The 13,657-nt window shown below is 51.1% G+C and carries 14 protein-coding genes; 12 read left to right on the forward strand and 2 right to left on the reverse strand.

Translation table 11 applies throughout. The features are described 5' to 3' along the window. Nucleotides 1-8: 8 nt before the first annotated feature. Nucleotides 9-1,403: a sensor histidine kinase gene (locus ACI48K_RS24880; protein ID WP_475030319.1), complete on the reverse strand. Its 1,395-nt coding sequence runs from the start codon at nt 1,401-1,403 to the stop codon at nt 9-11. After that, complete coding sequence (locus ACI48K_RS24885) at nt 1,400-2,080, reverse strand: response regulator transcription factor (protein WP_475030320.1); 681 nt, start codon at nt 2,078-2,080, stop codon at nt 1,400-1,402. The genes ACI48K_RS24880 and ACI48K_RS24885 overlap by 4 nt, the downstream gene beginning before the upstream one ends. Before the next feature lie 153 nt (nt 2,081-2,233). Here ACI48K_RS24885 and ACI48K_RS24890 point away from each other — a divergent pair, with 153 nt between their 5' ends. From ACI48K_RS24890 to ACI48K_RS24945, 12 genes are all read left to right on the forward strand, one after another. Next, nucleotides 2,234-3,064, forward strand: coding sequence for a GNAT family N-acetyltransferase (locus ACI48K_RS24890; protein WP_475030321.1), 831 nt, complete (start codon nt 2,234-2,236; stop codon nt 3,062-3,064). A gap of 167 nt (nt 3,065-3,231) precedes the next feature. Further along, entirely contained in the window at nt 3,232-3,459 is a 228-nt protein-coding gene (locus tag ACI48K_RS24895) for a DUF1858 domain-containing protein (protein WP_475030322.1), read from the forward strand. Between the two features lie 46 nt (nt 3,460-3,505). Next, nucleotides 3,506-4,780, forward strand: coding sequence for a DUF438 domain-containing protein (locus ACI48K_RS24900; protein ID WP_475030323.1), 1,275 nt, complete (start codon nt 3,506-3,508; stop codon nt 4,778-4,780). 276 nt (nt 4,781-5,056) lie between these two features. Then, complete coding sequence (locus ACI48K_RS24905; RefSeq protein WP_475030324.1) at nt 5,057-6,007, forward strand: ROK family glucokinase; 951 nt, start codon at nt 5,057-5,059, stop codon at nt 6,005-6,007. A gap of 282 nt (nt 6,008-6,289) precedes the next feature. Then, the gene (gene rapZ / locus ACI48K_RS24910) at nt 6,290-7,183 is read left to right on the forward strand and encodes an RNase adapter RapZ (protein ID WP_475030325.1); all 894 of its coding nucleotides are present in this window, start codon (nt 6,290-6,292) and stop codon (nt 7,181-7,183) included. Between the two features lie 71 nt (nt 7,184-7,254). Next, nucleotides 7,255-8,199, forward strand: coding sequence for a gluconeogenesis factor YvcK family protein (locus tag ACI48K_RS24915; RefSeq protein ID WP_475030334.1), 945 nt, complete (start codon nt 7,255-7,257; stop codon nt 8,197-8,199). A gap of 5 nt (nt 8,200-8,204) precedes the next feature. Next, on the forward strand, nt 8,205-9,134 hold the full coding sequence (gene whiA / locus ACI48K_RS24920) for a DNA-binding protein WhiA (RefSeq protein ID WP_475030326.1): 930 nt from the start codon (nt 8,205-8,207) through the stop codon (nt 9,132-9,134). Between the two features lie 108 nt (nt 9,135-9,242). After that, nucleotides 9,243-9,512 carry an HPr family phosphocarrier protein gene (locus tag ACI48K_RS24925; RefSeq protein ID WP_188541858.1) on the forward strand — a complete coding sequence of 90 codons (270 nt, stop codon included), beginning with the start codon at nt 9,243-9,245 and terminating at the stop codon, nt 9,510-9,512. A gap of 151 nt (nt 9,513-9,663) precedes the next feature. Beyond that, on the forward strand, nt 9,664-10,416 hold the full coding sequence (locus ACI48K_RS24930; RefSeq protein ID WP_475030327.1) for an SIMPL domain-containing protein: 753 nt from the start codon (nt 9,664-9,666) through the stop codon (nt 10,414-10,416). Between the two features lie 256 nt (nt 10,417-10,672). After that, nucleotides 10,673-11,641, forward strand: a complete 969-nt coding sequence (locus ACI48K_RS24935) for an ABC transporter ATP-binding protein (protein WP_475030328.1) — start codon at nt 10,673-10,675, stop codon at nt 11,639-11,641. After that, nucleotides 11,638-12,489 carry an ABC transporter permease gene (locus ACI48K_RS24940; RefSeq protein ID WP_475030329.1) on the forward strand — a complete coding sequence of 284 codons (852 nt, stop codon included), beginning with the start codon at nt 11,638-11,640 and terminating at the stop codon, nt 12,487-12,489. Before ACI48K_RS24935 ends, ACI48K_RS24940 begins: the two co-directional genes overlap by 4 nt. After that, nucleotides 12,486-13,292 carry an ABC transporter permease gene (locus ACI48K_RS24945; RefSeq protein WP_475030330.1) on the forward strand — a complete coding sequence of 269 codons (807 nt, stop codon included), beginning with the start codon at nt 12,486-12,488 and terminating at the stop codon, nt 13,290-13,292. Before ACI48K_RS24940 ends, ACI48K_RS24945 begins: the two co-directional genes overlap by 4 nt. The last annotated feature ends 365 nt before the right edge of the window (nt 13,293-13,657 follow it).

Consider the following 13,657-nt stretch of genomic DNA (forward strand, 5'->3'; position numbering starts at 1 on the left):
TCCTCACTTTATCCTTTCATTATCGGATAGATATAAAAACCCGTGCCCGCGCCCGACGACTCCGTCTCCCTCGCAAGGCCCATCTCCCGCAGCAGCAAATCGACGATTTGCAGGCCAAGTCCGGCGCCGCCGGAGGCAGAGCCGGCGTTCATGCCCGGACCGCGGTCGCTGATGGCGAGGGTTGCTCCGTTTCTCCGCGAAACCACGCGGATGCCAACATACTTGCCTGAGCCGGCGTGGCGCACCAGGTTCTGGAACAGGTTATCCAACACCCGGCGGAAGCCCTGCTCGTCAATCCGCCAGTACAGCGGTTCCTCAGGCAGATCGATGTCGGCTTCGATCCCGGCTTTTTCCCATACCGGATACCAAGCGGCCGCGCTTTCCCGGACGATCCGCAGCACGTCGCGTTTCTCCAGGTTTAGTACGTATCTGCCGCTGGAGAGCAGGTTGTACGACAGCAAATGGTCCATCAGTCCGGAAAGGTCCTTAATCTTTGTCTCCATCAGCGAGAGCGATCGCTGCCCTTGCTCGGACAAAGGCTCCTCCTGAAGCGAATAAAGATGACTGGCCATGACGGTGAGCGGCGTTCGCAGATCATGCGAAAGATGGCTGATCAGGCTTTTGCGCAAATCCTCTTCTCCGCGCTCCCGCATCCGGCTGTACTCGAGTTCGGCTACCATATGGTTAAAGGCCAGCTCGAGTCTGCCGATTTCATCGGGACGCCCTTCCGCGATAGGGGCGGGAATTCCGTTCTCCCCGGTTCGGGTCATACCCGATTCCAGCCGCAGCAGCCTTTTGCGAATATCCCGGAAGAACAACAAGGAGATCAGTACAAAAGAGCCAAGCATAATGGCGAGGAAAAATCCGTAAAATCGGTCGTCGCGCGGACGGTCCGAATCATCCGGCCGCAGGAAACGACGAGGGAGCTCAAACACCATGAAACCCTGCCGTTTTTGCGCGTCTCCGCCGATAAAAGCAACGATCGTAAAAGGATCGGCGTCGACTCTTTGTTTCATAAACGCGATCGTATCTTCCACAGACCATATTGCGGGCACCGTCGTTTGCTCCGGAAGCTCCAGCCCGGTTTTTCCCCCGGAATCGACCCAAAATAAAGAGGCGTCGGGATACTTTCCCTTCAATTTGCGGAACCGGGCATCGATGACCGCAGGGGTTGCCGAGTCCAGGCCCAGCGCCTCCTTATGCCAGGTGTTTTCAAGGTCAAGCCCGCTGCCGTAAAGCAGTTTGCCGCCGGGATGATGGGGGTATATCAGTGTGTTGACTCCCCAGGAAGCGAAGAAACTGATCGGGATCAAGATGGGGATGAAGACCAGCGCCGTAAAAATAATCAGAACATATCTCGTCATTAGCGATTGGCGGAACTTTTGCGTATTCTGCAGCCTCATGCTCTCACCCGGTACCCGATCCCGCGGATCGTTTCGATGACCTCGGGGTTGGCGGGATCCCGCTCAAGCTTCTCCCGCAGGTGACGGATATGTACCATCAAGGTTTTATCCCCGTCGAGATAAGCCTCGTTCCAGACGGCCTCGTAAATTTGCTCTTTGGTTAAAATCTGGCCTAAATGGCGCAGCAAATAGACAAATATGTGGAACTGCTTCCCCGTCAGCACGATTTCTTCGCCGGTTTCATGATTTACGATGCGGTTTTCCGCCTCGTAGACCAGCAGATGCTTCAGCTTCAGCGGTTCCGCCGAAGCGGGATTGCCGCTTCGGCGAAGCAGCACCTCGATCCGGGCCGCCAACTCGTCCGGATGGAACGGCTTGGTCAAATAATCGTCGGCGAACTCCAGTCCGTGGAGCTTGTCGTCGATTGAGGAGCGGGCCGTCAGCATCAGCACCGGCAGGGCGGGGTACTGCTTTTTAAGCCGCTGGCCGACGGTGAAGCCGTCGAGTCCCGGCAGCATCACGTCAAGAATGGCCAGACGGCAGGCCGCCGCTTCCTCCACGGCGTGCTCGCCGCTGGTCAGCCAGGTGACGCCGTAGCCGCGTTCTTTTAATATTCGATTGACCCATTCGCCGATTTCCGGGTCGTCTTCAATATATAGCAAATGAATGTTTGTCATGGTTCATTTCCTCCTACCCCTATTTTGGCAAATTACGGGCAAAAAAGAAACGGGACGTTAAACCGTCTCCGGGATATAATGGCGATATCGACTTATTGATTAGGGCGATGTTGTATGCCAATCCATGATTTGAAGGTGGGAGGATGGAATTCCGTGTCTCAAGAAGAAGTACTAAAGTTGATCGCAAGCATTTCGCCTCAAGCAAAGGATTATGTCAATCGGGCCTTTGAAAATCATCAGGTTGAAATCATCGATTCGATATGTACCGTGCACAACCAAGGCGTATTTTTGATGGTCGATGCGGAAGACAGCTGTATTTTCTACGCGTCGTTTGTTCACGAAGAGGGTATAGAAGAGATTTTGAACGAAATACATAACAAGACCGGCGAATTTGTATCCAAAACCAAAGACAAGGAAATATGTTTTAACGTGTTCGGAGGTAATCCGACAATCATTAATCTCGTAAGGCGATTAGGTTTTAAGCCGGATATGGAGGGTTGGCACCTTGAATATACCGGGAAACAAATAATTCCCCCAGTGACGAATTTTGATTTGACGGAGCAAGGCTTTGAGAGCCAAATGCTGGAGGGCTTTATTGATCTATTCGATAGCGCTTATTATCAATTAAATGTGGACAACGGTTGGCCCACGAATGGTCATGCCGTAAATCGGGAGAACTTCCGCAAAGAACTCCTTACTTTGAGTCAATCCCGTCAAGTCCGTTCGTTTTGGCTCAATCAAGAATTGATCGGGGCTTACATTATTCAGGATCATTATATTACGGACCTCGTTGTAAAGCCGAAATATCAGAATAAAGGATTTGGCGGATATATATTAGCCTGCTGCGTTGGAGAGGCAGCTGTAAACCGTGCCGCTAAAAATATCAGGCTGCGCGTTGCAAAATCGAATGTTGGCGCCAAGCGGTTATATGAAAGGAACGGCTTTGCGGAGATTGCCTGCTTTGCGGAGCATACTTATGAATAGACAGGACGACCTCTCAAATGCGAAGAAACCTTCTTCGCATTTTTTATTTGTTCACCATGGGGACGATTTATTTGTGATTGAAATCACGAGCCTGTGAATTCTCCTATGTTAACTTTGATGCGAGAACAATTATCATTCAAATTTTATGAATTAAGGCGGCGGTGCGGATGAGCAAGTTTATCGATTTGCGCAAAACCGTATTTGAGCTGTGTTCGGCCGATCCCGAAATCCTGATCATCATGGAGGAACTGGGCTTCGAGCAAATCGCCAAACCGGGCATGCTGCAGACGGCCGGACGTTTTATGACCATCCCCAAGGGAGCCAAGATGAAGAAGCTGGATATAGACGCGATAAAAACGGCGTTTCGCAACAGAGGTTACGAAATCGTGGAATAGAGGAAGAAAGGCACGCAACATTTCAACTTTTTAAGGAGGAACCATTATGAGCGAATTGATCAATAATCGTGAACATGGCGCACCGGAGCAGTCGCACCGGCAGGAGATGCTGAAAGAGATCATCAAGCAGCTTCACCAGGGCAAAAGCGTGGAGGAAGTCAAAGCGCAATTCGAAGAAGCGGTAGGTGACGTAACGGTCACGGAAATCTCGGCTTTGGAGCATGCGCTGATGGAAGAGGAAGGCATCCCGGTGGCGGAAGTGCAGCGGCTATGCTCGGTGCATACGGCGATTTTCAAAGGATCGATTGAAGAAATCCACCGCTCGTCGAAGCCTAAGGATCAGCCAGGGCATCCGGTTCACACCTTCAAGCTGGAGAACCGGGAAATTGAAAAGCTCGTCAATTTCAAAATCGAACTGCACAAGGATAAATTCGCGAAAGAAGACGCGTCAGAGACGATCTATAAGCTGATCGAAGACCTGAACCTGTTGCTGGATCTCGATAAGCACTATAGCCGGAAAGAAAATCTGTTGTTCCCTTACCTGGAGAAGTACGGCATCTACGGGCCGACGAAAGTCATGTGGGGCGTGGACGACGGCATTCGCGCGATGATCAAGGAAGTCAAGGGGAAGCTGGTAAATTACACCGGAGACAAGGAAACCCTGGTCGTTGACCTGGAGCGGATCATCAGCGAAGTGAACGAAATGATCTTTAAGGAAGAAAACATCTTGCTGCCGATGGCGCTCGAGAAGCTGACGGAGGACGAATGGGTGAAGATCGCGCGTGAAAGCGACGAAATCGGCTTCTGTCTGACTGCGCCGGATCAGGAATGGATCCCTGACCGCGTTCCGCTGCCGGACCATGGGCAAGAGGGGGAAGGCAGCGGCGAATCCGCGGAAAACCGGGGTGAAACGCCGCAGGGCTACGTCAAGTTCGAGACCGGGATTTTGTCCATGGAGCAGTTGGAATCGGTGATGAACCATCTGCCTGTGGATCTGACGTTTATTGACGAGAACGACGTCGTCCGTTATTTCTCCCATGGCAAGGAACGGATTTTCGCCCGCACCAAAGCCGTCATCGGCCGCACCGTCCAGAACTGCCATCCGCCGCAAAGCGTGCACATCGTCAATGCCCTGTTGGATGATTTCAAGGCAGGGAAAAAGGATGCGGAGGATTTCTGGATTCAAATCAAAGATAAATTCGTCTACATCCGGTATTTTGCGGTGCGCAGCGAAGACGGACGATATCTCGGCACCTTGGAATTTACGCAAAACATTGCTCCGATCCGCGCTCTGGAAGGACAAAAACGCATTATGTCTTAATCGTCCGCCCCGATTCCCGCTACCTGCGAGAGTCGGGGCGTTTTTACGCCGGGGCCGCTGTAAGCTTCATCCAATTCCCCTCCGCTGTGATCTTCTTCATATCCCGAAAACCCTTGTTTTTATTGGGATTTCCCCAAAACTCCGTCTCTTGACCGAACGTAAGGGTTCGCTTATAGTTGGTACGTAGGCTCAAAATACATCTAAGAACGCGCATTCCCATCGATAAGAGACGCATTTCAGTTGCAGAATATTATTTGAAAAAAGGTGGCTTGTAAAATGTCTGAAAAAATCTACATTGGTGTAGACCTGGGCGGTACGGCGGTCAAAGTCGGCATTTGTAATGAAGAGGGTCAGCTTCTTCATACTTATGAAGGGCCCACGGAAGTCGATAAAGGAGCGGACACGATCGTCGGTAACATTGAACGGTACGTACGTCTGGTTGTCGAGCAATCTCCTTTCGAGTGGGATCAGGTTGCCGGTGTCGGCGCAGGGGTTGCAGGCTTTACGAATGTCCGCGAGGGCATCATTATTCTGGCCCCGAATGTAGGTTTAAAGGATTTTCCAATTCGTGAAATTCTGGAGAAGCGCTTAGGCAAGCCGATCAAAATAGATAACGACGCCAATGTGGCTGCCCTCGGGGAAGCTTGGGGCGGCGCCGGCAAAGGCGTTGAAAATTGCGTGTGCTATACGCTCGGAACCGGCGTTGGCGGGGGCATCATTATTAACGGCAAAATTTATCAGGGCTTCTCCGGCATGGCCGGTGAGCTGGGACATATGTCCGTTGTGCCCGATCTTGAAGCGATCGGTTGCGGCTGCGGCCAAATGGGTTGCCTGGAAACCGTGTCTTCGGCAACCGGGATTATCCGCATGGCTAAGGACGCCGTAGCGCGCGGCGACCGGACCTCCCTGTCGCTCGTGGAGAACATTATGGCGAAGGACGTCTTTGACGCCGCCAAAGCCGGCGACGAAGCCGCCATTCGGATCGTCAACCGCGCCGCTTATTACCTCGGCAAATCGATGGCCGCCGTTGCCGTCGTATTGAATCCGGAGTTGTTCATCGTTGGCGGAGGCGTATCCAAAGCCGGAGACATCTTGTTTAACGAAGTCAGCAGCGTATTTGCGAAGCTGACACCGGAACCGGCACAAAGAGGCATGAGAATCGTGCCGGCTACACTTGGCAACGACGCCGGCATGGTAGGCGCAGCCGGATTGTTCTTGCGTTCTTAAGAACGGAACTTTGTCCCGTTATGGTTAGTTGAGTTTTATTGTTATCGTTAAAGAATTAGGCAAGAGTGTGAAATGCTCTGGAAGAAACGCTAGTGGTCGCCTTTGTGAGCGGATTTCAGCCTCCTCTGAATTTATCCATTCAAAGAAATCAGCGAACAACAGCGATCGGAAGAGTATTTCACACGGCTGCCTTTTTTCTGTAACGAAGGCATTCTGCTTTAATAAAGGTGTTCTTCATTTATAATAGATAGAGAACAGGAGTTCCGCGAGGAGGGAAAAGAAATGCCGGATAAAGAAACCAGCTCAGTAGCCAATCTTATTATTATTACAGGGATGTCGGGTGCGGGGAAATCGCTTGCCGTTCGAAGCTTGGAGGATCTCGGTTTTTTCTGCGTGGACAATTTACCTCCGGTGCTGATTCCTAAATTTGCCGAGTTGATCGAGCAGTCCAAGGGGAAAATCGCCAAGGTTGCGCTTGTCATCGACTTGCGGGGCCGGGAGTTTTTTACCGCGCTGGCCGAATCGCTCGGATATATCAAAGATCATTTTACCATTAACTGTGAAATTTTGTTCCTAGATGCGACCGACGCTATTCTCGTGCAAAGATACAAGGAGAGCCGGCGACGGCATCCGCTTGCGCCGGAAGGCATGCCGCTCGAAGGCATCCAGTTGGAGCGCAAAATGCTCGACGAACTTCGGATGTCGGCTACTCAGGTCATCGATACGAGCATTATGAAGCCTGCCCAACTGAAAGAGAAGATCATTTCCCGGTTTTCTCATTTGGAGAGCAACAACTTATCCGTGAATATAACCTCCTTTGGATTTAAATACGGAATTCCGATCGACGCCGATCTGGTGTTCGACGTACGTTTCCTGCCGAATCCTCATTATATTGAACAGCTTCGTCCACACACCGGACAAGATGCCGATGTATATGAATATGTTATGAAGTGGCCGGAGACGCAGGTTTTCTTAACCAAGCTGTTAGATATGCTGCATTTCCTGCTCCCTCAGTATCATAAAGAGGGCAAAAGCCAGGTAATCATCGCAATCGGCTGTACCGGCGGCAAACACCGCTCGGTGGCGATTGCCGAATATCTGGGCAGGATGCTGGGAACCAGCGAAACGGAAACGGTCCGGGTCAGCCATCGGGATGAGGGGCGGGACCGGCAGTAACTCGATTTTAAGAGGTGAACCATAAAGTGATACATCGGGCCAAGGAAGGAAGAGTTCCGCGAATCGTCGTAATGGGCGGGGGAACAGGGTTGTCCGTCATGCTTCGCGGGTTGAAGGAGAAACCGCTCGATATCACGGCTATTGTGACGGTAGCCGACGATGGGGGCAGCTCGGGAATCCTCCGCAGCGAACTGCAAATGCCGCCACCCGGCGATATTCGCAACGTATTGACTGCGCTGGCCGACGTCGAGCCTTTGTTATCGGATATGCTCAGCTATCGCTTTGCATCCGGGTCCGGACTAGCGGGCCACAGTTTGGGCAACTTAATCTTAGCGGCGATCACGGACATCTCCGGCGATTTCGTGACGGCAGTCCGGGAACTAAGCCGTGTTTTTGCCGTTCGCGGGCGCGTTTTGCCGGCGGCGGGCCAGGCGGTGGTGCTGCATGCGGAAATGGAAGATGGCAGCATCGTGACCGGGGAATCGAAAATTCCGGAAGTTCGGGGCAAGATCAAGCGGATTTTCCTGGAGCCGGAAGAAGTCGAACCTTTGCCTGAGGCGGTTGAGGCGATTCGGGATGCCGACGCGATCTTGATCGGGCCGGGCAGCTTATATACGAGCATCATTCCGAATCTGTTGGTCCCGAAACTGGCGGAAGCGGTTCTGGAAAATACGGAAGCGATCAAAATTTTCATCTGCAACGTGATGACGCAGCCCGGGGAAACCGATAATTATACGGTAAGCGATCACTTGCAGGCGGTTTACAACCATGTCGGCCATCATTTATTCGATTATGTGATCGTGAACGACGGCGAAATTCCTACGCAGGTTCAGGATTTTTACGCCGAAAAAGGCGCCAAGCCGGTGCAGGTCGATTGGGACAACGTCACCGGCCAAGGCTATAAAGTCATCGCCGATACGCTGGTGATGTTCCGCCGTTATTTGCGTCATGATGCGGACAAACTGAGTCATCATATTTATCAGCTGGTTCAAGACTGGATTATTAGAAAGAGGTGAGTCCCTTGTCATTTGCGGCGCAAACCAAAAAAGAGCTGACCTTGGTCGAAGCTTCCGATTGCTGCGAGCAGGCCGAATTATCTGCGCTGATCCGGATGAACGGTTCGGTTCAGGTTTCGAACAAAAAAGTCGTTTTGGATATCTCCACGGAAAACGCCGCGATCGCAAGGCGGATTTACTCTTTGCTGAAAAAGCATTTTCAGGTGCACACCGAATTGCTTGTCCGCAAAAAGATGCGCCTTAAGAAAAACAACGTTTATATCGTGCGAATTCCGGCCCGGGTGCAGGAAATACTGAAGGAACTGAAAATTGTTTCGGAAGGTTTTATTTTTACCCAGGGGATTAATCCGGAGCTTACCCGGAAAAACTGTTGTAAGCGGGCTTACCTGCGCGGAGCCTTTATGGCCGGCGGTTCGGTGAACAATCCGGAAGGCTCTTCGTATCATCTGGAGATTGCCTCCATGTACGAAGAACACTGCCAGGCGCTGGTCGATCTGGCGAATGAATTTCACCTTAACGCCCGCTGCATCGAGCGGAAAAAAGGCTTCATCTTCTACATCAAAGAAGGCGAGAAGATCATCGAGCTGCTGAGCATTATCGGGGCGCATCAAGCGCTGTTCAAATTCGAGGATGTGCGGATCATGCGCGATATGCGCAATTCCGTCAATCGCATCGTGAACTGCGAAACGGCCAATTTGAACAAAACGATCGGAGCGGCCGTCCGCCAAATCGATAATATCAAGCTGCTGCAGAAGGAAATGGGCCTTGAAAACTTGCCGGATAAGCTTCGGGAGGTCGCCGAGGTTCGTTTGGCCCATCCCGACATGAATTTGAAGGAAGTGGGCGAGATGCTGAAGGGAACAGTTAGCAAATCGGGCGTCAACCACCGGCTGCGCAAAATTGACGAACTGGCGGAAAAAATTCGCGGGGGCTGAAATTGTTTGGCTAGTGTGTTGCATGGTGGATATGCTATAATGATATAAATTATAATGTCTACGAATATGAGGAATGACGACTGAATTCGTAATAGGGGGTAAAGTTTGATGGTTAAAAATCCGGTAACCGTTCGATTGAAAACGGGGCTGCATGCTAGACCGGCTGCGCTTTTCGTTCAGGAAGCGAATAAATATTCATCGGAAATCTTCGTTGAAAAGGACGATAAAAAAGTCAACGCAAAGAGCATCATGGGAATCATGAGCCTTGCAATCAGCACCGGAACCGAGATTTACATAAGCGCTGAGGGCGCGGATGCGGAGCAGGCTGCAAACGCTTTAATCAATTTGGTCAGCAAGGAAGAATTGGAGAACCAATAATAGTTCGAGTTTTCCATAAACAAAGGGGATGTTTTCGCGGCGTAAAGCGAATTCATCCTTTTTTTATTCATTTTTTCGGGCATGCTGCAACATTTGTCCATAACCTCTCGTATAGAAGTTAAAATCATCCATTCCATGGAGGTCATGAAAAATGAAAAAGTGGATTAAGCCTGTAGGATCCGTTATGATTGCCGGAGCGCTGATCGTGGGGGGAACCTTTCTTTCCGGAGCGTACAGCCCGGTAGCCCCGGCTTACGCCGATGGGGACATGCAGAAAAATGTGCTTAGCGTAGTAGGCAGCGGCGAAATTTCCGTGAAGCCGGATGTAGCGTATGTTTCGATTGGCGTCGTAACCAATGCGAATACCGCTAAGGAAGCGCAAAGCACCAATGCGACGCAGGTCGGCAAAATCACCAAACTGCTCAAAGAAACTTGGGGCATCAGCGACAAAGATATCCAAACGGGGCAGTTCTATGTTCAGCCTAACTACACTTACAGCGACAAGGACGGCCAGCAAATTAAAGGATACTCCGCGCAGCATACGCTGGACGTAACTTACCGGGATTTGTCCAAAATCGGACAATTGCTTGACGCCGCTTCGGCAGCCGGAGCCAATCGAATCGACAACGTGCGTTTTGGCGTAGAAGACCCGGATCAATTCCAGGATCAAGTCATCCAAAAGGCAATGGCCGATGCCAACCGCAAAGCCGCTTCGATCGCCAAGGCCGCCGGCCGTCAACTCGGAATCGTACTGAGCATCAGCCAATCCGAAGCTTCGACGCCGATTTTCATCCAAAACAAAGCGCTCAGCCTTGGCGCCGCCGATGCCGCCGCCAGCACTGCCGTAGAGCCGGGAGAAATCGACGTGCAAACATCGCTTAGCGTGATGTATGAATTGAAATAACAAATCTCTCCTTTCGATGCGTTCCGTTTCAGCTTAAACGCCCCAATTCCTTATGGAACGGGGCGTTTTTTATGTACCCTTTCCGGCCTGAATCCCCTCATGTCGAAGGACCCAGAAAAGTGTTGTAACCCGCGCCAAAACAAGGTATAGTGAATATGCAAAATTGAATCTGTGAATTTGATTGGGCCGTACCAATGGATATGGCTTTTTTTAATGAATGAATGGCTTTATTACTATAGAAGGAGTTGATGCATGAATGATTGAACTGGCCGGAGTGGAGAAACACTTTGGGGGACAAGTCGTTGTGCATCCGCTTTCGCTCAACATCAAGGAAGGGGAATTCCTTACTTTGCTGGGCCCAAGCGGCTGCGGCAAAACGACGATTTTGCGGATGATTGCGGGGTTCGAACAGCCGACGGCAGGAAAGATTTTGCTGGACGGCGCCGATCTCACCAGTCTTCCGCCAAACCGCAGGGATTTGAACCTTGTTTTTCAGCATTACGCTTTGTTTCCGCATATGACCGTGGAAGAGAACATTGCCTTTGGATTGAAAATGAAAAAAATGGCGGTCAAAGAGCAGCGCGAACGCATTCAAGAAGCGGTAGAGATGACGCAGCTTACTCCGCTGATTAAGCGTTATCCGCATCAGCTATCCGGCGGGCAGCAGCAGCGGGTGGCGATTGCCCGCGCCATTGCCAATAAACCGAAGGTGCTGCTGCTTGACGAACCGCTTGGCGCTCTCGATTTGCAGCTCAGAAAGAGTCTGCAATCCGAGCTGAAGCAGCTGCAGCGCAGCCTGGGCATTACGTTCGTTTATGTGACCCACGATCAAGAGGAAGCGATGATGTTATCCGACCGGATCGTGATCATGAACAACGGACAAGTCGAGCAAATTGGCACGCCTCGCGAGATTTACGCCTCGCCGTCCACTTTGTTTGCGGCCACGTTTGTCGGGGAGAACAATATTTTTTCCCGGGACGGCCGTCTGTTCGCCGTTCGCCCCGAGAAGCTTGCGGCTTCGCCGGAAACGGCAGAAGCGCAGCAAACCGGTGAAGTGCTGGACGTGCTCTATTTGGGAGGCATTCATAAGCTGATCGTTCAGCTCGATAACGAGCCGATGACCGTTTCGATCATTTTGGATTCTTCGGACGACCATGCGTGGACAATCGGAGACCGAGTCGGGGTGAATTGGAAGCTGGGCGACGAGGTGGTAATCGGATCATGAAAAGATCAAATCTGAGCATGCTTCCGGTTTTGCTGTGGCTTAGCTTGTTTCTGGTCGTTCCGATGCTGATCGTGGTCGGCATTTCGTTCATGAGCCGCGACGATCTGGGGAATGTGGTATTTCATTTTAGTCTTGAGGGATATAAGTTGTTTTTTGACCCGCTGTATCTGGGCATTTATTGGGATACGATTGTGCTGTCCGTGTCGACGACCGCGATCTGCCTGCTGCTCAGCTATCCGCTGGCTTATTATATTGCGAATGCCGGACCCAAAAGGCAAACATGGGGGCTTGTGCTCGTTACCATCCCATTTTGGATCAATTTCCTGATCCGTACCTATGCTTGGGTTCTTTTGCTGCGTACGCAGGGCATCGTCAACAATCTGCTGGTCGACATCGGATTCATTCATGAACCGCTGCAGATGTTATATACCAAAGGAGCCGTACTGCTGGGTATGGTATACACCTTTATTCCGTTTATGGTGCTGCCGATTTACGTCGCTTTGGAGCAAATGGACAAAAAGCTGCTGGAAGCGGCCAGCGATCTTGGCGCGTCCGCTTGGCGAGCTTTTTGGCATATCACACTGCCGCAGACCAAATCCGGGATCATGACGGGGTGTGTCCTGGTCTACGTTTCGACAACCGGGATGTTCGTCGTGACGGATATTCTTGGCGGCGCCAAATCCGCGATGATCAGCAATATTATTCAGAGCCAATTCCTGGGGGCCAGAAACTGGCCGTTCGGTTCGGCGTTGTCGGTGATTTTCGTCATTACGTCGCTGATCCTGATCGGTATGTTTAATAAGGCGATGACCTCCAAGTATCAGAAGACACGGGAGGTGCGCTCATGAAGACGAAAAATCATCCGCTGCTGGGCGTACACTCTTTGATTATGTTTATTTTCATCTATGTGCCTATCGCGTTTATCGTAGCCTATTCTTTTAACAGCTCCCGGCTTGCCGCCAATTGGACCGGTTTTACGTTCGACTGGTACGTTTCGTTATTCGACAACCGGCATGTGATGGAGGCGCTCAGCAACAGCTTGACGGTAGCGATCATTTCGACGATCGTGTCGACGGTGCTGGGAACCTTTGCGGCTCTGTCGATGCGCCGGGCAGGCAGGAAGACCAAGGCCGGGATGGGCGGGCTTTTGTATTTGCCGATCATCATTCCGGATATCATTATGGGTTTGTCTCTGCTGGTGCTGTTTACCCAGCTTCATATGCCGCTTGGCAAAATGACGATCATTATCGCGCACATTACCTTTAGTTTGTCCTATGTATACGTTGTGGTGTCGACCCGGCTCATGGGCATGGGCAAACAGCTTGAGGAAGCGGCCCAGGACCTGGGCGCGGGAGCATGGCAAACGTTCCGTCATGTTACCCTGCCGCAAATCATGCCGGGGATCGTGTCCGGGGCGATTATTGCTTTTACGCTGTCGCTCGACGACTTTATGGTTAGTTTCTTTGTAAGCGGACCGGACTCAACCACCTTGCCTATTTATATTTACGGTCAGGTCAAACGGGGTATTTCCCCGGAAATTAACGCGCTGTGTACGATTTTGATTTTGGTGACCGTCACTTTGATATTCCTGGCTCAATTTATGCTGAACCGGGGCAAGGGACAGAAGAAGCAGTCGGTACTGCCGTTCTAAGCCGGAAAAACCGGGGGAATTGGCGGGGGGCATCTGACGCAGTGAGTGCTTGAAACATAACGGCTGAACACAACGGCACAACCTGACTGCGGAAGCTAACTGCAGAAGTTAACAGCAGGAATTAACTGCGGAGGCTAACTACTTAAGCTAACTGGCACGGAAGATTAATGCGAACTAAGTGCAGAGCTTAACAACAGAACTTAACAACAGAACTTAAAAACCTAACAGCAAAACTTAACAGCAAAACTTAACAGCAAAACCTAACTGCAAAACTTAACAGCAAAATGCAGCTAGAATAAAAAGTGGACATCTCTTAGTGTCAAACAGATAATTGAATCTAATAAGACGAAGAGGTGCCAAAAATG

Source organism: Paenibacillus terrisolis (assembly GCF_056171975.1).